This is a genomic window from Terribacillus sp. DMT04, from assembly GCF_019056395.1.
Lineage (GTDB): Bacteria > Bacillota > Bacilli > Bacillales > Amphibacillaceae > Terribacillus > Terribacillus aidingensis_A.
The window spans coordinates 3,233,683-3,256,173 of sequence record NZ_CP077639.1; the positions used below are offsets into that span (position 1 = coordinate 3,233,683).

Sequence of the window (22,491 nt, forward strand, 5' to 3'; positions counted from 1 at the left end):
TTCGTGAGATTAACTTGTTTCCGTCAGCCTTTCATAGACTGGATTTTATTAATAGAGGGATACCTTGCTTTCTTTGGCTCTGGCTTATTATTTCATTTTGGAATTATATACTATTTAGGTAAAATAGCAGTAAGACTTTTCAGAGGTGAACTACATGCCTGTTTTATTGTAATCATTAGATGCAGTTTAGGTGTCGTGCGTTGATTTGCCTCAGTCTGATTAAGCTACTTTGCCCTAAAGCAGTACCAAACAGCTATACAACTTTAATTACATTACCTCTGTTTCACAGGATGCGTTCCATGAAGAAATACAGGAAACAATTACTAAAGCAAAACAAGGAGGAGACGTATGAAAAAGCTGAAGATTGCCAGTTTACCAGGTGACGGTGTTGGCAAGGAGGTTGTACCAGCTGCGCAGACAGTTTTGAAAGCGATTGCCGAGGTGCATGGCGGTTTGCAATTTGATTTCACAGCCTATCCTTGGAGCTGTGAATATTATCTGGAACATGACCAAATGATGCCGGACGATGCATTGGATCGCCTGCAGGATGCTGACGCTATCTTTCTTGGTGCAGTCGGAAACCAGAAACTCGTTCCAGACCATATATCGCTTTGGGGTATGCTGATTAAGATACGCCGCGAATTCGAACAGGTTATTAATATCCGACCCGCTAAGCTGCTGAAAGGAATTACGTCTCCACTTGTCAGCCCAAAGAACTTTGATTTGTTAGTTGTGCGGGAAAACAGTGAGGGAGAATACAGTGAAGTTGGCGGGAGAATATTCCGCGGAGAAGATGAAGTAGCGATTCAAAATGCTGTTTTCTCGAGACGAGGTACAGAAAGAGTGATGCGCTATGCTTTTGACTTGGCTGCCAAGCGCCAAAAACATGTGACGAGTGCCACAAAGTCTAATGGTATTGTCCATTCGATGCCATTCTGGGATGAAGTCTTTCAATCTGTTAGTCAGGATTATCCGTCCATAAACACAGACAGCCAGCATATTGATGCTCTTGCTGCCTTCTTTGTCACCCAGCCGCAGCGCTTTGATGTGATTGTTGCGAGTAATCTATTTGGGGATGTTCTAACAGACATTGGTGCTGCTATTATGGGCAGTATCGGTATTGCGCCTGCTGCCAATATTAATGTGAACGGCAAATATCCTTCCATGTTTGAGCCTGTACACGGCTCTGCACCGGATATTGTGGGAAAAGGCATTGCCAATCCGCTCGGTCAAATATGGACAGCGAAACTTATGCTGGATCATTTTGCTGAGGAAGAACTTGGTGAGAAGCTGCTGGATATTATCGAGGAAGTGACTGCAGCAGGAATCCTGACGCCTGATCTTGGCGGAAAATATGGAACGGACGATGTTACTGGAGCCATTCTGAAGAAAATAAAAGAATTGTAGAATAGGTTAAGAAACCCTAGACTTATATCCAGCCTAGGGTTTCTTAATATGCTAGCTAAAACCAACGTCTTCATTAGCCAATTCAGTTAATTACATCTTCTAAATGATTTTGAAATCCAAATACAACGTTCTTTCTTTCATCCCTATATACCTCATCCAGAAGGAATCTTGCCAACTTTCCTGATAAGACCAGTTCTTCTCTAAAAATATTGCGGATGCTGTCTATAAAGTAAGCTGGATCAGATTCATATAAGAGGAAACTAGAAGTTCCTAATTGCCAACCCTTCAAAAGCATATCCCGATTAATTTCAGGAAGCATAAAGACAATTTTGATAGCTGGAAATCGGTATTTTATATATTCAATTGTGGTAAATGCATGCAAACTAAGTTTACTTGTATCTACTAACATTACCTGTGGATTATTCTCTGCAATAAGCTGCACAATTTCGTCCACACAATTAGAGATTCCGACAACTTCCATATCTATTTCTCCATTTAAAATTGCTTGGATTCCCTGACCAAGTACGCCATTGTTATCAACTATCAAGATACGAATCATCTCTTCCAACCTTTCAAGCATAGAGTCCTGTTATCATTTACTATATGTCTCTAGCCTGTACAATTTCTGAACATTTTCACACAGCCCGTATGCTTCTGGTTCTTTCGGTTATCCGGTTGGAGTTAGTTGGGTTTCTATATAGCATTCTTATACAAAAAGACCAGAAGGAATATGAACTATCCTTCTGGTCTTATAACTTTGATATGTGATTTAATCAATCTATACTAACTTCTTCGACAGCTCGCGGTTCCGCTGCTGGAATAATACATTGTGAGATGAAACCATGCCGATTTTTTCTGCTGTAGGTTCCACATACTGTTTCGCTTTATTAACCGCGTTTGCTGCATCTTGGAAACAGCCCGCAATCAGGTTAACCTTGCCATCGTGTTTCAGGATATCTCCTGCCGCAAACAATCCTGGAACGGACGACTCGCCGCACGGTGTTCCTGCAATATAATAGTTATCAAGCAGCTTAATATCTACTTCACTATTTTCAATCAGATTCATATCACGCTCATAGCCGTGGTTAATGATGACTTCATCGATAGGCAGCTGTACAATTTCGTTCGTTTCGTGATTTGTCAGCTCAACACGTTCAATATTATGCTGATTTGGACAAGCTACCAACTTTGTAATAGAGGTGCAAAGGAAACACTTAGCTCCGCCGCACATAAGGCGTTCTACAGATGCTTCATGCCCTTTTAACGCTTCGTTTCGATACGTCACATATACCTTTTTAGCAACCGACTCCAGCTCATTTGCCCAATCAACAGCTGAGTTTCCGCCGCCAGAAATAATGACAGTTTTGTCCTTAAATCGCTGCATATCTTTTACCGTATAATTAAGGTTCGCTACTTCGAACTTTTCACAGCCTTCAATAGACAGCTTCTGCGGATTGAGGATACCTCCGCCAACAGAAACGATGATTGTCTTGGAGTAATGCTTTACTCCGCTTGCTGCGTGCAGTTCAAAGATTCCATCATCATTTCGTTTAATGCTTGTTACCTTCTCGTTCAATACCACTTCAGGATCAAAGGTCATCGCTTGTTCTGTCAGCTGATCAATTAGCTTACCTGCCGGAAGCGGTGGCATTCCGCCTACATCCCAGACCATCTTCTCCGGATACACATGCAGCTTGCCGCCAAGATAAGGCTGAAACTCAATAATTTTTGTTTTCATTTGCCTTAACCCACTATAAAAAGCAGAATACAATCCCGCCGGACCTCCACCAATGATCGTAACGTCATACAGCCACTCTTCCTGCATACTAATTCCTCCTTCACCCGATAGTGATAATCATTCTCATTATAATATATCGCAAAGTTTTCTGAAAATCAATGTTGACATGAACTTTTTCTGCCTTTATGATGGAATTAAGCGAGATTGATAATCATTCTCATTCTCATCGTATTGCCTTAGTGCCCTGTCCCCCTAACAGGGCACCCCCCTTCATATAATGTAATAACTTATATATAATGAAAGCAGTCATTGAATTGCGGAAATAAAATACAGTATTACAAATCTATGGATTGACCAGCAGAGACAGCGTCGCTTATTCTTGTTGAAGAATCCTATGGACGTAATATTTAAGACTTTTAAAATAACTTGAAGCCATACTTAAACTTCAGACTGATGACTCTGTTCCACAGAATCACTAGTTGAATTTATATTTAATGATAGCTTCCTAGCATCTTAGGAAGCTTTTTTACCTTATCTTACATAGAAAGATGCGTGGCTGATGAAGAACATATCGTTTCCATTAAAACTTATTGCTGGTGTTTTATTATCACTGGCCGCATTCTTTGTGGCTTTATCATTCGGTGCTGCAGATGTTTCTTTACGTGATGTATGGGGTGCGCTGTTCAGCAGTCCTACAAATGAAGATATGCTGATTATTCGGGAGAATAGACTGCCGCGGGAAGTAGGTGCTTTCTTTGTCGGAGCCGCCTTAGCTGTAGCAGGGGCTATTATGCAAGGCTTAACGCGTAATCCGTTAGCAGATCCGGGCCTGCTCGGCTTGACAGCTGGTGCCAATGCAGCATTGGCAGCCGCTATGGCGTTTATTCCGAGCGCAAACTACATCGTCATCATTATAGCTTGCTTTATCGGAGCAGCAATTGGAGCTGGGCTCGTCTTTGGCATTGGTTCTCTCCGCCTTGGCGGACTATCTCCAGTCAAAGTAGTCTTAGCAGGGGCTGCTGTGTCGGCATTGTTATATGCGGTCTCAGAAGCAATCGGCTTAAGCTTCGAGCTCTCTAAGCAAGTATCTGCGTGGACTGCCGGCGGTTTAGTCGGCGTGAATTGGACGCAGCTGCAGCTTGTTATTCCAATTCTGTTAGCAGGCACGATTCTTTCCCTATTTCTTTCCCACCAGCTGACATTGCTAAGCTTAAGTGATGAAGTGGCTGTTGGTCTTGGACAGAAAACCTTTGTTATTAAAGCGTTGTTATTTCTAGTGACCATTCTTCTGGCCGGAGCATCTGTTGCTTTAGTTGGAAACATGACCTTCATTGGCTTAATGATTCCGCATATTGTCCGCTTTTTTGCTGGAACGGATTACCGCTACATTTTACCGCTATCCTTTTTTGCCGGCGGGACTTTCATGCTTCTCGCTGATACAGCGGCGCGAACAATCAATGCACCATTTGAGACACCACTTGTGGCAATTGTAGCAGCACTCGGTTTGCCGTTCTTTTTATTCATCGTGCATCGAGGAGGTCGAGCTTACTCATGAAAACAGCAAAGAAAAGCAGACAAGCTATTGTGATGATTGCTCTGACCGCTTTAATTATTCTTACTATTATCATCGGCATGGGGCTCGGTCCGGCTTCCCTTTCTTATTCGCGCTTGCTGCCGACAATAGTAGGTAACGGAACTTTTCCAGAGTCTTTTGTGTTATTTGATGTGCGGCTTCCGCGTATTGTTATTACTTTGCTAGCGGGAATGGCCTTAGCTATTGCCGGAACCATCCTGCAGGGGATTACGAGGAATGATTTAGCTGACCCTGGTATTATCGGTATTAATGCCGGAGCTGGACTAGGTATTGCGCTATTCTTCTTGTTCATGCCAATTGATGCAGGAAGCTTTGCTTATGCCCTGCCGATTGTTGGTTTTGCAAGTGCATTCGTTACAGCTATCCTCATTTACCTATTCTCTTACAGCAAGCGCCATGGCTTGCAGCCGGTTCGCCTCGTATTAGTTGGAGTGGGCTTCTCCATGGCGTTATCTGGTGCGATGATTGTGTTGATTTCTTCAGCCGAGCAAACAAAAGTTGATTTTATTGCGCAGTGGCTGGCAGGGAATATTTGGGGAACGGATTGGCCCTTTATCCTGGCTTTGCTTCCGTGGATTATTATTATTCTGCCGCTCACGCTTTATATGGCCAATCGCCTGAATGTGTTAGCTCTTAGTGAGGAAGTCGGTGTTGGGATTGGTGTGCAGCTTAATCGGGACCGCATCATTCTATTGGTAGCCGCTGTAGCAATTGCCGCCGCTGCTGTATCGGTTGCGGGCGGTATTAGCTTTGTTGGCTTGATGGCACCGCATCTTGCCCGGGCACTTGTCGGAGCTAGACACCAGCTCGTGATTCCGGTTGCTGCTCTAATCGGCGGTTGGCTGCTATTGGTAGCCGATACAATTGGCCGTAATATTACAACGGCAGACGGGCTGCCAGCTGGAATTATCGTAGCCTTTATCGGCGCTCCCTATTTTCTGTATTTACTGTTGAAAAAATAAGAGGTACTGCGCCTGCGCAGTACCTCTTTTATTGGGAAGCAGAAGATTCCTTTTCCTTTTCTGCTTTATGTTGTGTATTTAAAAGCACCAACCCGATGATAACAAGCAGCAGTCCGCCAAACTTCATTAGAGACACAGCTTCCCCGAAGATTGTGACGCCAATCATAGCTGTTAAAGCTGTACCTGCACCAGACCATGTCGCATAAGCTGTGGACAAGGACATGGACTTCAATGTAAGCGATAGGAGGACGAACGCTCCAAGATATCCAATGACGACAATGATGGATGGAAGCAAAACAGAAAATCCATCTGACACCTTCAGCATGGATGAAGCAATTGTCTCTAATATGATTGCTGCTGCTAAGTATAAAGCTGCCCTCATTTTCCTTCCCCCCTTATTTTGAAATGTTCATTAGCACAAGGCCCACAAGTAAAACAGCAATCCCTAAGACACCTTTTTTATTAATTTTTTCTTTAAACAGCAGCATACCAATTATGACCGTCAGTACGGTCCCTACCCCGCTCCAAGTTGCATAGACGATACCAAGCGGCAATACTTGCAGCGTTTTGGATAGTGCATAGAAGCTGACGCCATATCCTGCAACTAATACAACTATAGGAATTATGTTCTTAAAACCGTTCGATAATTTCAGCATCGTCGAGCTTAATACCTCAAAAAGAATAGAAGCTGCTAAAAATAGATAGCCCACATCCTCACTCCTCTTCTTTATCTATACGCGCAAGCAGCTTGTGTAATAAGTCGGCTGCAAAATCAGATACACGCATCGTTCCAGCCACTTCGTTAAACCAAAGTCCATCACAGACAAAGCGAATGGTGGCAGCAGCTTCCCACGTTAAGCCGTCTTGTTCAAACCGCTGCTGCCATCTTGTATAACCTTCCTGCCAAACTGCCATAATTTCCGGATAATCACTAAAGATAGAAATAAGTGCTGTGCTGCGCGGGGAACCCTCTTTCTTAATATCTTCTAGTGTCGCCAGCGCATACGCTCTGGTAAAAGCTCCCTTGCCATTTTGCTCTGCAAGATGACGGGCCATTGCTTCTTCAAATTCACGAATTGCCGCGAAATTAAGTTCCTGAAATAATGCTTCTTTTGTATGGTAGTGATATAACAAGCCACCCTTACTTACAGCTGCCTTCTTGGCAATTTTCGCTAATGTGACATTACTCACGCCTTCTTCCAATATAAGTTCAGCCGTAGCATCTAATATTTTTCCCTTTGTATTCACATCTCCACCCCTAACCGTCCAGACGGTACAGTAAACTATAGCATATCTATGAACAAAAAAGGTACTGATTTCACTCAGTACCTTTACCACATCTGCTTATATGTAAATCATAGCTGCAAACTGCTTTGCCTATCACTTTGAAAAGCTAAGAGATAGGTTTTATGAGATACGGCACACTTACCCTCGGTAATGATTATTCCGTCTTATCCCTACAAGAAATAAGACCGTCGACAATAAGGTTACCGGTATGAAAATGAGAAGAATAGAACCCATGTCCATGCCGCTATCTCGTAGAAATACAAACAATAAAATACTGACGAATTCTATCAGGCCAGCAACGATGAATATTGGCAGCACTCCTGGAGCGATAATGTATACCTCCCTTCATAATCCGATAACACCACCCTAACATTTCCACATTATGGATAAAAGGAGAATACACTGTTTTCTCCATAGAAAAAGAAGGCACTCTAACCAGATGCATTGCCTTTACGCAATTACATCTGAAAGAGGCCTTCTTAAGCATATTGTTATTGTGTTACTGTTCCCGCATCAGCTGGATGGACGCCATGGCGATAGAAATCGGCATCAATCGGATCCAGCGGCTTACGGCCAAGGATAAGATCGGCTGCTTTTTCTGCCAGCATTAATACTGGTGCATGGATATTGCCGTTTGTAACATAAGGCATAGCCGATGCATCGACTACTCGAAGATTTTCAAGTCCGTGTACTTTCATCGTTTTCGGATCAACAACAGACATTGGATCTGAAGCAGGTCCCATTTTAGCTGTACAAGATGGATGAAGAGCTGTTTCTGCATCTTCTTTTACCCAATCTAAAATTTCTTCGTCTGTCTGAACAGAAGGACCTGGTGACAGTTCTGCTGCATTGTAACGCTTCATTGCTGGTTGAGACATAATCCTACGGGTCACTCGTATCGCTTCTACCCACTCTCGTCTGTCCTGTTCCGTAGAAAGATAATTGTAGACCATGCTTGGATACTCTTTTGGATCTTTTGAGCGGATTTTCAATGATCCTCGAGCATCAGAGTACATTGGCCCTACATGCACTTGGAAACCGTGATCCGTTGGTGCTTTTTGGCCATCATACCGTACCGCCAATGGAAGGAAGTGATACATCAAATTCGGATAGTCAACATCTTCATTGGAACGAACGAACCCCCCGCCTTCAAAATGGTTAGTCGCAGCCGGGCCTGTACGCCCAAGCAGCCATTGCAAACCAATCCAAGGCATGCGTGCTTTATTTAAACTAGGCTGTTCGGATACAGGAAGCGGACATGCATGTTGGATATAGACTTCCAAGTGATCCTGAAGATTCTCTCCTACACCCGGAAGATGTGCTACTGGCTTAATACCAAGTGAGCGAAGATGTTCAGCATCTCCAACGCCTGACAGTTGAAGCAGCTGCGGCGTATTAATAGCACCGCCTGAGAGAATAACCTCGCCAGCTTTTACTTGATGTGTCTTTCCATTTCGCTCATATGTTAATCCTGTCGCTTTTTTACCGTCAAAATCAATATGCTTCACAAAAGCACGTGTTCTTACTGTTAAGTTTTCACGTTTCATTGCCGGATGCAGGTAAGCACGGGAAGCTGACAGGCGGCGTCCTTTGTATACATGTTTATCAAAGGGTCCAAATCCTTCCTGACGAAAACCGTTTACATCAGGGGTTCTTGAATAACCGGCTTCTACACCTGCATTAAAGAATGCTTGGAATAGCGGATTCGTCGCTGGTCCGCGTTCTAATTTAATTGGTCCGTCATGGCCGCGAAGATTATCATTTGGTGATCCTAATGCGTTTTCTAAGCGTTTGAAATAAGGAAGACAATGCGCAAAGTTCCATGTTTCCATCCCTTCATCCGCACCCCAGCGTTCATAGTCCATCGGATTTCCGCGCTGATAAATCATTCCGTTAATGGAACTTGAGCCGCCGAGCAGTTTTCCTCTTGCATGCTTAATTCGGCGTCCATTCATATATGGTTCAGGATCAGATTCGTATTTCCAATCATAAAGGCTTTTACCTGCTGGGAATGGCAATGCTGCCGGCATTTGAATTAATAAATCCCATGCATAGTCACTGCGCCCTGCCTCTAAAACAAGTACACTTTTCGTCCCATCTTCACTTAAACGGCCGCCGAGTACAGAACCAGCACTCCCGCCTCCTACGATGACAATATCATATGTTTCACTCATATACTGTTCCTCCTTGAAAGTTGGAATTGGAAGGAAGGAATATACCCTTCTTCATTTATTTAATCTAGTTAGCAGTTATGTTTTTTTAAGATAATCACTTTAGAACCAATTAATAGATTCAGGCTTAAGATTTTGGAAGATATGCTTTGTTTCTGTATATTCTTCCATTCCTAGTCTGCCTAGCTCGCGTCCAATACCAGACTGCTTAAATCCGCCCCATGGAGCATGCGGAAAATACAGGTTGAAATCATTAATCCAAACAGTTCCCATGCGCATTTTCGCTACACAGCGCTCGGCTTTGGCAATATCATTGGTCCAAACACCGCCAGCAAGTCCGTAAATGGAGTCATTAGAAAGCTTTATCGCTTCCTCTTCTGTTGTGAACTTTTCAACCGTGATAATTGGACCAAAAGCTTCATCTTGCACAATGCGCATGTCTGTTGTGCAGTCTGTAAAAATAGTAGGCAGGTAGAAGAATCCTTTTTGCAGTTCCGGATCTTCTGGACGTTTGCCGCCAACCGCTAAGGTAGCTCCTTCTTCCATCCCTGTTTCTACATATTTCTCTACTTTCGCAAGATGTTCTGCTGAAATAAGCGGTCCCATTTGCGTATCTTCGTCAAAACCGTTTCCAAGCTTGAATTTCTTCACTCGCTCCACGAGTGCGTTCACAAACTTATCGTGTATGCTTTCTTCGACAATCAATCTGGTACCAGCAGAACAAATCTGTCCTGCGTGGAAAAACACACCGTTTAATGCTTGATCAACAGCTACTTCAAAATCTGCATCAGCAAATATAATATTCGGATTTTTTCCGCCAAGCTCTAGTGCAAGCTTTTTCACGTTCACGCTTGCTGCTTGCATGATTTTCTTTCCGGTCGCAATGCCGCCTGTAAATGAGATAAGGTCTACATCTGTATTATTAGAAAGCTCTGCTCCAACTGTATCGCCAGCTCCAAGAACTAGATTTGCAACACCAGCAGGTACGCCTGCCTCTTCCATTAGTTCAAACACTTTTATCGTAGTCAGCGGTGTAATTTCACTTGGCTTCATGATTAGTGCATTTCCTGTCGCAAGTGCCGGAGCAAGTTTCCAAGATGCTTGCAGCAATGGATAATTCCAAGGTGTAATTTGACCGCAAACGCCAACAGGTTCATGCACTACTTTACTAATAGCGTTTGGTACTGGGGAATTTATTAATTCTCCGCCATCTTTATCAGCAAGTTCACCATAGTAGCGAAATACACCCGCGATGTCATCCATGTCTCCGCGGCTTTCATCCATTGTTTTTCCTGTATCCAATGATTCAAGATAAGCAAGCTCTTCTTTGTCTCTTTCAATTAAATCAGCTATCTTCTTTACCATAGTTCCTCGCTCAATCGCAGGAAGTGATGACCATTCTCCTTTATCAAATGCTTCTCTTGCTGCCGTGATGGCTGCCTTCGTATCTGCTTCATCACCTTCTGGAACAGTGGCGATGATTTCTTGGTTAAATGGATTTATAATCTCACGAGTGTTTCCGGAGATCGCATTCACCCATTCACCATTTATGTATTGCTGCAGTTTTAGATTCATATGTATCAACTCCAATTTCAAAGAGTGTTAATTTTGTTAAGAATTTATTTAACGTTTTAAACAATACCATGTCTTTCTAGGGCTGTCAAAGCCATTTGAAAGATTAAAAAGAATTACAATTGATGCAGATCGTTAGGATTTATGGGATTACGATTGTTTTCACCTGAGAAAATGACTGCCTCGATTTGACATTTCATCTGAGTACGTTAACATATAGTCCGTAAATAACATTTGAAATATATTTAATGGGATTTACTTTATATATTGAAGGAGCGACCTTATGAGTGAATCTACTGAAGGATCTAACAGCAGACTAGAACAGGCGAAAGATAAAGTCATCGGCACCATTGCAGAGACGATGGATTTGTATGGGGTTACACCAGCTACAGCCAATTTATATGCGATGATGTACTTTAAAGATCAGATGACGCTTGATGAAATGCGTACCGAACTCGAGATGAGCAAGCCGAGTATGAGTACTAGTGTACGCAGGCTTCAAGAGATAAAGATGGTAAAAAGAACTTTTACACGCGGCTCCAGGAAACATACTTATATAGCGGAGAAAAATTTCTTCCGTTCCTTTATGGGCTTTTATTGTCAGATGTGGGAACGAGAAGTCAAAATGAATATGGAAGCTATTGAGGAATCTCAAAAAGATTTTATCGATATTATAAAAGACGCTGCCAACACACCAGAAGTTGCAGCTGAAGCACAGCAATACTATGATCAATTAGAAGAATCGAAGACGTACTACCATTGGCTGGACGATTTAGTAGCAAGTATAAGAAGCGGAAAGATATTTGAATTCTTACCGAAAGACCAGCCAGATTAAATGGCCAGAAGTGATAAGGTGGTCTATAGAAAGCAACTGCTATAGACTGCCCAATCAAATAAATATCTCAGTTTTCTGCAGAAAGATACTATTACTTTGTATTTTCGTTAAAAATTTTCTTAATATATTTAATTTAGGATGTATTTTCATTACTATACAAATAGATAAAGGGAGTTTTATTACATGAACAAATGGAGAAAACCACTTAGTCTTATTGCAGCAATTTTAATGGTCGCAGCACTGGCAGCATGCGGAAACAACAGCAGTGCTGATGCAGACTCAGGAGAAATAACGATTGGCCAAGTTAACTGGGCTGAAAATGTTGCTATCACAAATATGTGGAAAGTAATTTTAGAAGACGAAGGCTATGACGTAAAGCTAAACAACTTGAATATGGGTGTGACGATGAAGGCGTTAAAAGGCGGCGACTTAGATGCTAGTTTAGAGATATGGCTGCCAGTACAGGATGCTAATTATTTGAAGCAATATAAGGATTCCGTTAACTTCTCGGATGCTACTTGGTATGACAATGCGAAAGTTGGACTTGTTGTCCCTTCCTACGTAGAGAATGTTAATAGTATAGAAGACTTAAACGACCATAAAGAACTTTTCAATGGCAAAATAGTTGGTTTTGACCCAGGTGCAGGTACAATGGAAGTCACAGAACAACTGCTGAAGGATTATGACCTGAATTACGAACTGCTAAAAAGTTCAGAATCTGCGATGTTAGCTGAAATTAGGAAAGCAGTAAAAGATAAAGAACCAATAGTAGCACCACTTTGGAGCCCGCACTGGATTTTCTCAAAATATGATCTGAAATTTTTGGAGGATCCGCAAAATACATATGGCGGTGTTGAAAAAATTCACCATGCCACAAGACAAGGATTTGAAGAAGATTACCCTCAAGTAAGCCAGTGGTTTAAGAATTGGAAGATGAATGATCAGCAAATTGGTGAGCTGATTGAATATGTAGAAGGTGCTAATACACCTATTGAAGGCGCTGAAAAATGGGTGGAAGAAAATCAGGATTTGGTTAACGAATGGGTAAAATAAAAGCCATTTGTTATAAAGAAGTTGGTCTCCTTTATTATAGGGAGCCAGCTTCTTTTTCTTTTCTTGAGAAAATTAGATGAGAAGATTTGAGAAATTAGTTATGTACATAGAAGTTTCACATTATTTAATCACCATTGATTGTAATCGTTATCATTTTCTTATACTATAGACCTAGATAGTTTAACCCTCATAAGAAATAGGTGATCCTGATGCAGATCAAGCAAGTGCTGAATAACAACGTCATCACCGTCTTGGATGAACAGGACCAAGAACTGGTTATCATGGGACGGGGCATTGCCTTTGGTCGCAAAGCTGGCGACGAAGTAGATAAATCACGGATTGAGAAAACGTTTAAGCTGGACGATAAAGAAATGAATAAACGGTTATTGGAATTATTAGCGGAAATTCCTCTATCATTTGTAGAAGTATCCGAAGAGATCATCCAATATGCCAAAAAGCACACAAATAAAAAAATACATGACAATATCTATGTTAGTCTGACAGATCATATTTATTATGCTGTGGAAAGATTTCAGCAGGGTATAGATATTAAAAACGCACTGCTTTGGGAGACAAAACGGTTTTATCCGGAAGAATATCGGATTGGCCAGCACGCCTTGTCCATCATCGCAGAGAAGGTCGGTATTATTCTGCCAGAGGACGAAGCTGGCTTTATCGCCTTGCACATCGTTAATGCGCAAATGAACGAAGATATGCCCGTAATGATTAATATTACAAAGTTTATTCAGGATGTGCTTCATATTGTGAAGTTCCACTTTGGTATTGAGTATGAAGAAGAATCATTGGCTTATTACCGTTTTGTCACACACCTAAAATTCTTTGCCCAGCGAATTCTAAATCACCGCACACAGAAAGAAGACGATAATAGTCTCTTTGAAATGGTGAAAACTAACTACAGCAGGGCTTATGCATGTGCCCAGAAAGTACAGTCTTATATTCAAAAGATGTACCACGAGCAGCTTACGAATGAGGATATGCTTTACCTGACAATCCATATCCACCGGATTGTCCAGAAAAAAGAAGAAAAGAAATAGAGCCTGCCGTCACCGGCTGGCTCTATTGCTTTTTTACAGATCATCAAATCCGTTTAAGTCGCTTGTCTTCGTATACTGACGGGATTTTTGTTCGAAGAAGTCTGATTTTGTCCCGTTGAAGTTATCTGTATACGCACGGATCCACTTCATCGGATTCTTCTCATAGCCTTCATAAATTTCACTTAGTCCGAGCATGCGAAGCATTTTATTCGCACGATACTTCACGTAGCCTTCCATGTCATCTAAGTCGATGCCATCAATACCAGCTAGTACGTAGCGGCTCCATTTTGTCTCTTGCTCGACAGAATGACGGAATTCTTTATATACCCACTCGATGAACTGCTCGTTATTGTATTCTGGATTCTCCGCTAACGTCGCACGGAACAATTCACTAATAAAGCGGCCATGATGCAGCTCGTCCCGGTTGATATACGAGATCATCGTCGATGTACCGACCATTTTTTGATTTCGTGCTAAATTGTAAAAAAATGCAAAACCGCTGTAGAAGAATAGACCTTCTAATAACGCGGAATATACCATGGCCTTCAGCACAGTCTCAATTGTCGGGTTTTCAGCAAATTCGTTATACACTGTAGCAATGCGCTTATTGCGCTCCAGCAGTACTTCATCTGTACGTCCTTCATTAAAGGAAGCAATTTGATTATCGTAATTCGTAACCGATGCTAGTACATACGTATAGCTATGGTTATGCTCGCTCTCCTGGTCAGCTATTGTTGCCAAAATCGATTTGACACTTGGATCTGTCGAATAGGCAGCGACTTTGGAGGCGATATCCGTTTGCGGACCATCTAATGTCGCAAGCAAACCGATAATTTTCAAAAATGCTGTTCGTTCTTCATCTGATAGACTCGCGAATTGCTTCGTGTCGGCCACCATATTTACTTCATTTGCAGTCCAAAATAGACCGCGAATTGTTTTACGCAAGTCATAAAAATGCGGGTAAGCCACGTTATCCCAATGCAGGATACCGCTCGCTTCGCCATTGAATAATGCAGTTGCTTTATTTGGATGCTTCGGTTCAAGTACCGTTGCTTTCATCAATTTAGCCATTCTACTACTCCTCTCGTCCATTCCACTACTTCTTGTTCTTGTGATCCTCTTGGTGACTGCTCAATCTTGAGCGGTGCAAGCGGCGAATGATAAAATTTCACCAGCTTGTCCGCTGCCATACAAAACATATCCTCGCCGCCAAACTGGGTATCACCTGTGCCGAACACAAATACTTGCTCCGGCTTATATCCGACATCCGCCACAAAATCCTTCACAGCAAACGGCGTATCTCCTGAACCCCATGTATACGTTCCAATTAGCATCGCATCATAATCCGGCACATGCGGAAATGGCTCACTGCCGCTTACACAGTAAAGCGTAACGTCGTGTTCCATATGTGACAGTTCTTTCGCAATCAGCTCTGCAACTTCTTCGGTGTTGCCGCTGACAGAAGCATAGGCGATGAGAAAGGTTTTTGTTTGGATAGGCTTCGGCATTGTAGAGATTCCTTTTTCAGAATGCACTTGTAATCAGTCCAATCTGTTCATCATTTTAACATAAGGGCTTATTTTTAACATAATCCGTTTTAAAACTACATTCCCCCTATAATAGCAGAGAAACCTATATATAGATACAGGTAATATTACATTATATATATGTAGTATTATTCTGTTAATTTTCTTTTAGCCACACACAACTAATAAAATAAGCCAACAATCGCCGTCGGCTTATTTCTCGCTCATTTTCTTTAGTTCCCATTTAACCAAAATTACCATTAAATCGAAAAGCATGTAAATACTGCAGAACAGCAGAGGGAAACCTATATTTATGATTTCTTTCTGCATTAGATTCTCGTATAGCCAAAACATAAAAAATGCCGTACCAAGTAAACAGTAGCGTTTCAGCAAGTAACGGTGATTTTTCACGTTTCCCACTCTATAAAAGACCTTCGTCTATATATGGAATACCCGCACCAATAATACAGAGAATTCCACCTGGATAATAGGTCATTACACGATCAACTTCTTCATAGGACATCCACTTGGCTTCAGCTATCTTATCCGCATCTTGAATTTTAATTTCATTACTAATTTGCTCTGCACGGAATGTCACAAAGACAGCGTGCTCGTTATTGGCTAACATCTTAGCTTCATTGACTGCCAAGATTGTTGTTACTTGGATGTCTAGCCCGGTCTCTTCCTTCGCTTCCCTGACAGCAGCTTCTGCAAGTGATTCACCTGTTTCCACCAAACCACCAGGCAACGTCCAGCTGCCGTTCTTCTTATTAGATACCATAAGAATTTGTTTTGTTTCTTCATTATGAATCAGTGCATAAGCTACACGAACTTCTTTCATACTCATCCTCCTGCCGATCACTTTAAACCATTATATACCAATTGCATCTACATGTATTGACCCGAAAGATAATTATCTATATAGTTTAGTTTAGTTAACTTAATTATTAGAGGTGTGTTCTGTGAAGCAATTACTTAAAAACAAACAATTCGTCTTCGTTCTGCAATCGGAGTTATTTTCTGTTCTAAGTTTTTCTATGTTTATGATTACTATCTCCTGGTATGTTGTAGATGTGCTGCATCATCCGCAATATCTAGGGTTAATAATGGCTGCTGCTTCCATCCCGAGAATGTTCACGATGCTTATCGGCGGCGTGCTCGCTGATCGTATACAAAAATCCAAAATACTTTTTGGCACTCGACTGATTCACGGGCTCTTAATTGGAATCTTGCTAGTTGGACATTCTCAAGATGCACTTTCTATTTGGTTATTGCTAATTGTTTCTTTCTTTATCGGATGTTTTGATGGGTTATTTTTCCCTGCTCTTTCATCCTTAGTTACGACCATTGTGTCTCAGAAGCAACTGCAGTCTGCCAATACACTTATTCACAGTTCACAAGAGCTGTTCTTTCTAATTGGACCAATTGCCGCAGGAGCTATCTTGCATTATTTCAGTTTCAGCGCTACCTTTACTGTTAGTATTGTCGCTGCAATAATCAGTGCGTGTTTTGTTTATCCAGGATTTATTAAGGATAAAAAGCCGGAAAAACCAGAAGTAAAAGTTACCTTTATGACAGAACTCAAAGAAGGCTATCGTTACTTACGGTCTTCCTCAATCTATATCTCTGCTATTAGTATTATCATCATTGTAAATTTCTTTGTGTTCGGCCCAATGTTCCTTAGCCTGCCTATTCTGGCAGAACAACTCGGGGGCAATGCGCTTGATCTTAGCTTTTTAGAGGCTGGTTTTTCGGTTGGCTCTTTATCAGCTACGGCCTTGCTGCTTTTCATTTCATTTAGGAAGAACCGCGGGAAAATGGTGCTCGTATTCCTCCTTGCTAGTGTCCTATCGCTTGGATTATTCAGTCAAATCCCTAGTTTAGGCTGGTTAATTCCCGTCGCAGCTCTGATTGGCTTCTTTGGCTTCTTCACTTATATTCCAACGGATGTCATCATTCAAGAAAAAACGGACCCAGCCATGATGGGAAGAGTCATGAGTATTGTATTTTTAGCTTCTACTGCCTTTGATCCCATCTCACAGACTTTATTCAGTTCTCTGATGACCCTTGGGTTCTCCGCTCGTTTCTTACTAGCTGTATTCGCTAGCAGCGGGCTAATTCTAGCAATCGTCGTGTTTGCAAAAGCAAAAAAATGGCGTAATATGCAATAAAGAAGCCATTAACGGAAGGAAACGATGTACGTGAACAATTCCTATAAAGAAATTATTCGAAAAATGAATGAAGCGTATGAAGAGTTCGGTATTCTTATCTCAAGAGAAACTAGTAAATTAGATGATCTAAATCTGACTGTTCAACAAGAGTTCATTCTTTCTTATATTTCTAAAAATGAGCAGATTACAGCCAACGATATCGCGGCGGTATTCGACATTTCTAAAAGTGCGGTTAGTCAAGTGCTATCTAAATTAGAAAAACGAGAAATGATTACCAAGAAAGCAAACCCTTCAAACAAACGAGAGTATTTCCTAGCCCTTGGTGTTAATGGTCATAAATATATGGAAAGTCTGCTGCAGCTGGATGACATACTAATCGACAAGTATTATTCAAAGATTGAGATAGAAGCATTACAGCAAATGACGGAAACCATGCTTCGAATAAATGAAGTGATCCGTGAACAAAAAAAGTAGAGGAGCTGCCAAATTAAATTGGCTACTCCTCTTTCTTTTAGCTCAAGCGAATGATTGTAAGTGATGCACCCGTTGACCCACCACCAACTAATACCGCAGTCCCAACTAAGCCAAACAACTGAAGCGCGACCGTATCTCCAGCTGTAAGATTTACAATTACATTTCCTTCATAGTTGGAGATAGAAACTGCTGGAGCTACCACTGTGCCTGCTACCTGTGCTCCATTTACAACAATACGAGACGAAATTAATAACGCAGCTGTCGTAACGAGTTGATACGTAATATAGTACCTTCCGGTTGCCGGTACCGTAAATACCGTAGACCCACCATTCGCTGTAAAGCCATCCAGGTTCTGCGCATTCGGCAAAGTCACGTTCGTACCACCAAGAATAACTAGCACTGTACTACCCACTGTATTTGCGGCATACATAGAGTTTGCTGTAACAGAAGTTCCCGTTGCTCCGGTGATTCCTGTAGCCCCAGTCGTTCCGGTTGCTCCGGTGATTCCCGTTGCTCCGGTGATTCCTGTTACCCCAGTTGTTCCGGTTACTCCTGTTATTCCAGTGATTCCGGTGGCCCCTGTAGTTCCCGTTGCTCCCGTTATTCCCGTTGCTCCTGTAGTTCCCGTGACTCCTGTAATTCCAGTTACTCCCGTGATTCCCGTTGACCCAGTAGTTCCCGTTGCTCCCGTGATTCCGGTCTCTCCTGTTATTCCGGTTACTCCCGTGATTCCCGTAGCCCCTGTAGTTCCCGTTGCCCCTGTTGGTCCGGTTACTCCCGTGTTTCCCGTGATTCCCGTTGCTCCAGTGATCCCGGTCTCTCCTGTAGTTCCCGTTGCTCCAGTGATTCCGGTCTCTCCGGTGATTCCGGTTACTCCGGTGATTCCTGTAGCACCAGTCGTTCCGGTTACTCCCGTTATTCCAGTTGCTCCAGTGATTCCGGTTGCCCCCGTTATTCCGGTCCCTCCTGTTATTCCAGTTACTCCGGTGATTCCTGTAGCACCAGTTGTTCCGGTTACTCCTGTTATTCCAGTGATTCCGGTTGCCCCTGTAGTTCCCGTTGCCCCTGTTGGTCCGGTTGCTCCCGTTATTCCCGTTGCTCCCGTTATTCCGGTTACTCCCGTTATTCCTGTTGCTCCCGTTATTCCTGTTGCCCCAGTTACTCCCGTGATTCCCGTTGACCCAGTTGTTCCGGTTACTCCCGTAATTCCAGTTACTCCTGTAGTTCCCGTTGCTCCTGTAGTTCCCGTTGCTCCAGTGATCCCGGTCTCTCCTGTTACTCCCGTGATTCCCGTAGCCCCAGTTGTTCCGGTTACTCCCGTAATTCCTGTTGCTCCTGTAGTTCCCGTTGCTCCTGTAGTTCCCGTTGCTCCTGTAGTTCCCGTTGCTCCTGTAGTTCCCGTTGCTCCTGTAGTTCCCGTTGCTCCTGTAGTTCCCGTTGCTCCTGTAGTTCCCGTTGCTCCAGTGATCCCGGTCTCTCCTGTTACTCCCGTGATTCCCGTAGCCCCAGTTGTTCCGGTTACTCCCGTAATTCCTGTTGCTCCTGTAGTTCCCGTTGCTCCTGTAGTTCCCGTTGCTCCAGTGATCCCGGTCTCTCCTGTTACTCCCGTGATTCCCGTTGCTCCTGTAGTTCCCGTTACTCCTGTTATTCCAGTTACTCCCGTGATTCCCGTTGACCCAGTAGTTCCCGTTACTCCAGTGATTCCGGTCTCTCCTGTAATTCCGGTTACTCCTGTAATTCCGGTTACTCCCGTGATTCCTGTTGCTCCTGTAGTTCCCGTGGCTCCGGTGATTCCTGTTGCCCCAGTTGTTCCTGTTGCCCCAGTTGTTCCTGTTGCTCCCGTTATTCCCGTTGCTCCCGTGATTCCTGTTGCTCCCGTTATTCCTGTTGCTCCCGTTATTCCTGTAGCACCAGTCGTTCCTGTTGCCCCAGTTGTTCCTGTTGCCCCAGTTGTTCCTGTTGCTCCCGTGATTCCCGTTGCTCCCGTGATTCCGGTCTCTCCTGTTATTCCTGTTGCTCCTGTAGTTCCCGTAGCCCCAGTTGTTCCAGTTACTCCTGTTATTCCGGTTACTCCCGTGATTCCCGTTGCTCCCGTGATTCCTGTTGCCCCAGTTGCTCCCGTTATTCCTGTTGCCCCAGTTGCTCCCGTTATTCCTGTTGCCCCAGTTACTCCCGTGATTCCTGTTGCCCCAGTTGCTCCCGTTATTCCTGTTGCCCCAGTTGCTCCCGTTATTCCTGTTGCCCCAGTTACTCCCGTGATTCCCGTTGCTCCCGTTATTCCTGTTGCTCCTGTAGTTCCCGTTGCTCCTGTAATTCCGGTTACTCCTGTAATTCCGGTTACTCCCGTTATTCCGGTTACTCCCGTTATTCCGGTCTCTCCTGTAGTTCCCGTGGCTCCGGTGATTCCTGTAGCCCCAGTTGTTCCGGTTACTCCTGTTATTCCAGTGATTCCGGCGGCCCCTGTTGGTCCGGTTACTCCGGTAATTCCAGTTACTCCCGTGATTCCCGTTATTCCGGTCTCTCCTGTTATTCCGGTTACTCCCGTTATTCCGGTCTCTCCTGTTATTCCGGTTACTCCCGTGATTCCTGTAGCACCAGTCGTTCCTGTTGCCCCTGTTGTTCCAGTTGTTCCTGTTGCCCCAGTTGTTCCTGTTGCTCCCGTGATTCCCGTTGCTCCCGTTATTCCTGTTGCTCCCGTTATTCCTGTTGCTCCCGTTATTCCTGTAGCACCAGTCGTTCCTGTTGCCCCAGTTGTTCCTGTTGCTCCCGTGATTCCGGTCTCTCCTGTTATTCCTGTTGCTCCTGTAGTTCCCGTAGCCCCTGTTGTTCCAGTTACTCCTGTTATTCCGGTTACTCCAGTGATTCCAGTGATTCCAGTTGCTCCCGTGATTCCTGTTGCCCCAGTTACTCCCGTGATTCCCGTTGCTCCAGTGATCCCGGTCTCTCCTGTTATTCCTGTTGCTCCTGTAGTTCCCGTAGCCCCTGTTGTTCCAGTTACTCCTGTTATTCCAGTTACTCCCGTGATTCCAGTTACTCCCGTGATTCCTGTTGCCCCAGTTGTTCCCGTTACTCCCGTGATTCCCGTTGCTCCCGTGATTCCTGTTGCTCCTGTAGTTCCCGTTGCTCCCGTAATTCCGGTCTCTCCTGTTATTCCGGTTGCTCCCGTAATTCCCGTTGCTCCTGTTATTCCGGTCGCTCCGGTGATTCCCGTTGCTCCCGTAATTCCTCCTAGAAGTAGTGTATAATCTGGAGAAGTTGATGGCAGTCCAGTTGGAGCAGCTACATCCGCTATATACAATCCGCCTTCATAACTTACTACTTGACCTGCAGGATAAAACGGTGCTGCTGCAGCACTAAATGGAACCACTCCGCCTAGTCCAATTCCAGTTGCACCTGTAACGCCGGTTGGTCCGGCAGCACCGGTCGAACCTGTAACTCCTGTAACTCCGGTCAAAAGTGTTGTGTAATCAGGTGAAGTTCCTGGTAACCCGGTTGGACCGGCTACATTTGTAATATACAGTCCACCTTCATAACTTACTACTTGGCCCGCCGGATAAAATGGCGCTGCTGCTGGATCAAACGGCACTACTCCGCCTAAACCAACTCCTGTAGCACCGGTTGCTCCCGTAAGACCTGTTGCTCCTGTTACACCAGTGATTCCTGAAAGCAGTAATGTATAGTCTGGCGATGTTCCTGGTACTCCAGTTGGTCCCGCAACATCAGCTATATACAATCCGCCTTCGTAGCTCACTACCTGACCTGATGGATATGTTGGCGCTGCTGCCGGATCAAATGGAACAACTCCTCCAAGCCCAATTCCTGTGGCTCCCGTTGCACCAGTTAGCCCTGTTGCCCCAGTGATTCCCGAAAGAAGTAACGTATAGTCCGGGGATGTTCCTGGTAAGCCGGTTGGTCCGGCAACGTTCGTTATATATAGCCCACCGTTATAACTAACAGCCTGACCCGCCGGATAAAAAGGTGCTGCCGCTGGATTAAATGGAACAACTCCGCTTAAGCCTGCTCCTGTTGCTCCAGTGACCCCTGTCACGCCCGTAACACCAGCTGGACCTGTTGCTCCTGTTGCACCCGCAGACGCTAACAGCGTATAATCTGCCGACGTTCCTGGTATCCCGGTTGGCGAAGCAACATTAGCAATGTATAAACCGCCATTATAGGTGACAACTTGCCCAGCAGGATAAGTCGGCGCTGCTGCAGCACTATATGGCACAACTCCTCCAAGCCCAATTCCAGTGGCTCCTGTAGGACCAGTTGGACCAATTGGACCAGGGAATCCAGTGGCTCCAGCAGCTGCTAAAAGTGTGTAATCAGGCGAAGTGCCTGGTACACCGCTTGGGGAAGCAACGTTTGAAATATAAAGACTTCCGTTATAAGTAACAATTTGCCAAACCGGATAAAACGGGGCAGCTGCCGGATTGAATGGTACGACACCTTGGAGCCCGATACCTTGTTCTCCGGTAGCTCCAGTTGGTCCTGTTGGCCCGGTAGCTCCGGTTGCAGTGACAATAGCCCTATTAGAATAGATTGTACCCCTGTTACATCCCTCTCCATTATTCAGAGGAGCCAATTTATTACACCTCCATAATTTCTCACTGCTCACAGCTTATGCACAATTTCATATATACGGA

General features: G+C 43.9%; 19 protein-coding genes. 8 read left to right on the plus strand and 11 right to left on the minus strand.

Features of this window, described 5'->3' with window-relative positions:
- The first annotated feature begins 348 nt into the window (after positions 1-348).
- Complete coding sequence (locus tag KS242_RS16575; protein ID WP_217322346.1) at positions 349-1,407, plus strand: tartrate dehydrogenase; 1,059 nt, start codon at positions 349-351, stop codon at positions 1,405-1,407.
- A gap of 82 nt (positions 1,408-1,489) precedes the next feature.
- Here the strand turns inward: KS242_RS16575 and KS242_RS16580 are convergent, their stop codons facing one another.
- Positions 1,490-1,966 (minus strand): response regulator, encoded by a 477-nt coding sequence (locus KS242_RS16580; protein ID WP_217322347.1) that lies wholly within the window; start codon positions 1,964-1,966, stop codon positions 1,490-1,492.
- A gap of 219 nt (positions 1,967-2,185) precedes the next feature.
- Positions 2,186-3,232 carry an NAD(P)/FAD-dependent oxidoreductase gene (locus KS242_RS16585; RefSeq protein WP_217322348.1) on the minus strand — a complete coding sequence of 349 codons (1,047 nt, stop codon included), beginning with the start codon at positions 3,230-3,232 and terminating at the stop codon, positions 2,186-2,188.
- A gap of 472 nt (positions 3,233-3,704) precedes the next feature.
- Between KS242_RS16585 and KS242_RS16590 the strand changes: the two genes are divergently transcribed.
- Complete coding sequence (locus KS242_RS16590) at positions 3,705-4,700, plus strand: FecCD family ABC transporter permease (protein ID WP_217322349.1); 996 nt, start codon at positions 3,705-3,707, stop codon at positions 4,698-4,700.
- The gene (locus KS242_RS16595) at positions 4,697-5,701 is read left to right on the plus strand and encodes a FecCD family ABC transporter permease (RefSeq protein WP_217322350.1); all 1,005 of its coding nucleotides are present in this window, start codon (positions 4,697-4,699) and stop codon (positions 5,699-5,701) included. The genes KS242_RS16590 and KS242_RS16595 overlap by 4 nt, the downstream gene beginning before the upstream one ends.
- A gap of 28 nt (positions 5,702-5,729) precedes the next feature.
- Here the strand turns inward: KS242_RS16595 and KS242_RS16600 are convergent, their stop codons facing one another.
- The 5 genes from KS242_RS16600 to betB form a co-directional block, all read right to left on the minus strand.
- The gene (locus KS242_RS16600) at positions 5,730-6,083 is read right to left on the minus strand and encodes a DMT family transporter (RefSeq protein WP_217322351.1); all 354 of its coding nucleotides are present in this window, start codon (positions 6,081-6,083) and stop codon (positions 5,730-5,732) included.
- A gap of 13 nt (positions 6,084-6,096) precedes the next feature.
- A complete protein-coding gene (locus KS242_RS16605; protein ID WP_217322352.1) occupies positions 6,097-6,411 on the minus strand; it encodes a DMT family transporter in 315 nt (104 codons plus the stop codon).
- Between the two features lie 4 nt (positions 6,412-6,415).
- Positions 6,416-6,949 (minus strand): TetR/AcrR family transcriptional regulator, encoded by a 534-nt coding sequence (locus KS242_RS16610; protein WP_217322353.1) that lies wholly within the window; start codon positions 6,947-6,949, stop codon positions 6,416-6,418.
- A 530-nt stretch (positions 6,950-7,479) separates the two neighbouring features.
- Entirely contained in the window at positions 7,480-9,162 is a 1,683-nt protein-coding gene (gene betA, locus KS242_RS16615; RefSeq protein WP_217322354.1) for a choline dehydrogenase, read from the minus strand.
- 99 nt (positions 9,163-9,261) lie between these two features.
- The gene (gene betB, locus KS242_RS16620) at positions 9,262-10,734 is read right to left on the minus strand and encodes a betaine-aldehyde dehydrogenase (protein WP_217322355.1); all 1,473 of its coding nucleotides are present in this window, start codon (positions 10,732-10,734) and stop codon (positions 9,262-9,264) included.
- A 280-nt stretch (positions 10,735-11,014) separates the two neighbouring features.
- On the opposite strand from betB, the gene KS242_RS16625 reads away from it, so the two are divergent.
- From KS242_RS16625 to licT, 3 genes are all read left to right on the plus strand, one after another.
- Positions 11,015-11,566: a choline uptake/conversion transcriptional regulator CudC gene (locus KS242_RS16625; RefSeq protein WP_217322356.1), complete on the plus strand. Its 552-nt coding sequence runs from the start codon at positions 11,015-11,017 to the stop codon at positions 11,564-11,566.
- Between the two features lie 183 nt (positions 11,567-11,749).
- Complete coding sequence (locus KS242_RS16630) at positions 11,750-12,619, plus strand: glycine betaine ABC transporter substrate-binding protein (protein WP_217322357.1); 870 nt, start codon at positions 11,750-11,752, stop codon at positions 12,617-12,619.
- Between the two features lie 209 nt (positions 12,620-12,828).
- Positions 12,829-13,674, plus strand: coding sequence for a BglG family transcription antiterminator LicT (licT, locus tag KS242_RS16635; protein WP_217322358.1), 846 nt, complete (start codon positions 12,829-12,831; stop codon positions 13,672-13,674).
- Positions 13,675-13,707: 33 nt separating this feature from the next.
- Here the strand turns inward: licT and KS242_RS16640 are convergent, their stop codons facing one another.
- The 3 genes from KS242_RS16640 to KS242_RS16650 form a co-directional block, all read right to left on the minus strand.
- Positions 13,708-14,745: a ribonucleotide-diphosphate reductase subunit beta gene (locus KS242_RS16640; RefSeq protein WP_217322359.1), complete on the minus strand. Its 1,038-nt coding sequence runs from the start codon at positions 14,743-14,745 to the stop codon at positions 13,708-13,710.
- Positions 14,733-15,182, minus strand: a complete 450-nt coding sequence (locus KS242_RS16645; RefSeq protein ID WP_217322360.1) for a flavodoxin — start codon at positions 15,180-15,182, stop codon at positions 14,733-14,735. Before KS242_RS16645 ends, KS242_RS16640 begins: the two co-directional genes overlap by 13 nt.
- A 439-nt stretch (positions 15,183-15,621) precedes the next feature.
- Entirely contained in the window at positions 15,622-16,041 is a 420-nt protein-coding gene (locus KS242_RS16650; protein ID WP_217322361.1) for an NUDIX hydrolase, read from the minus strand.
- 121 nt (positions 16,042-16,162) lie between these two features.
- On the opposite strand from KS242_RS16650, the gene KS242_RS16655 reads away from it, so the two are divergent.
- Together KS242_RS16655 and KS242_RS16660 are read left to right on the plus strand one after the other, a co-directional pair.
- Positions 16,163-17,371 (plus strand): MFS transporter, encoded by a 1,209-nt coding sequence (locus KS242_RS16655; protein WP_217322362.1) that lies wholly within the window; start codon positions 16,163-16,165, stop codon positions 17,369-17,371.
- Positions 17,372-17,401: 30 nt separating this feature from the next.
- Positions 17,402-17,845, plus strand: coding sequence for a MarR family winged helix-turn-helix transcriptional regulator (locus tag KS242_RS16660; RefSeq protein ID WP_217322363.1), 444 nt, complete (start codon positions 17,402-17,404; stop codon positions 17,843-17,845).
- A gap of 37 nt (positions 17,846-17,882) precedes the next feature.
- Here KS242_RS16660 and KS242_RS16665 read toward each other — a convergent pair whose 3' ends face one another.
- Positions 17,883-22,430: a collagen-like protein gene (locus KS242_RS16665; protein WP_305852596.1), complete on the minus strand. Its 4,548-nt coding sequence runs from the start codon at positions 22,428-22,430 to the stop codon at positions 17,883-17,885.
- Between the last annotated feature and the right edge of the window lie 61 nt (positions 22,431-22,491).

Excerpts from the sequence above, each read along its gene's own strand:
- betA (WP_217322354.1), bottom strand. The coding sequence starts at position 9,162 with ATGAGTGAAACATATGATATTGTCATCGTAGGAGGCGGGAGTGCTGGT.
- KS242_RS16600 (WP_217322351.1), bottom strand. The coding sequence starts at position 6,083 with ATGAGGGCAGCTTTATACTTAGCAGCAGCAATCATATTAGAGACAATT.
- KS242_RS16575 (WP_217322346.1), top strand. The coding sequence starts at position 349 with ATGAAAAAGCTGAAGATTGCCAGTTTACCAGGTGACGGTGTTGGCAAG.
- KS242_RS16580 (WP_217322347.1), bottom strand. The coding sequence starts at position 1,966 with ATGATTCGTATCTTGATAGTTGATAACAATGGCGTACTTGGTCAGGGA.
- KS242_RS16640 (WP_217322359.1), bottom strand. The coding sequence starts at position 14,745 with ATGGCTAAATTGATGAAAGCAACGGTACTTGAACCGAAGCATCCAAAT.
- KS242_RS16595 (WP_217322350.1), top strand. The coding sequence starts at position 4,697 with ATGAAAACAGCAAAGAAAAGCAGACAAGCTATTGTGATGATTGCTCTG.
- KS242_RS16585 (WP_217322348.1), bottom strand. The coding sequence starts at position 3,232 with ATGCAGGAAGAGTGGCTGTATGACGTTACGATCATTGGTGGAGGTCCG.
- KS242_RS16590 (WP_217322349.1), top strand. The coding sequence starts at position 3,705 with ATGAAGAACATATCGTTTCCATTAAAACTTATTGCTGGTGTTTTATTA.
- KS242_RS16630 (WP_217322357.1), top strand. The coding sequence starts at position 11,750 with ATGAACAAATGGAGAAAACCACTTAGTCTTATTGCAGCAATTTTAATG.
- KS242_RS16650 (WP_217322361.1), bottom strand. The coding sequence starts at position 16,041 with ATGAAAGAAGTTCGTGTAGCTTATGCACTGATTCATAATGAAGAAACA.
- licT (WP_217322358.1), top strand. The coding sequence starts at position 12,829 with ATGCAGATCAAGCAAGTGCTGAATAACAACGTCATCACCGTCTTGGAT.
- betB (WP_217322355.1), bottom strand. The coding sequence starts at position 10,734 with ATGAATCTAAAACTGCAGCAATACATAAATGGTGAATGGGTGAATGCG.
- KS242_RS16645 (WP_217322360.1), bottom strand. The coding sequence starts at position 15,182 with ATGCCGAAGCCTATCCAAACAAAAACCTTTCTCATCGCCTATGCTTCT.
- KS242_RS16625 (WP_217322356.1), top strand. The coding sequence starts at position 11,015 with ATGAGTGAATCTACTGAAGGATCTAACAGCAGACTAGAACAGGCGAAA.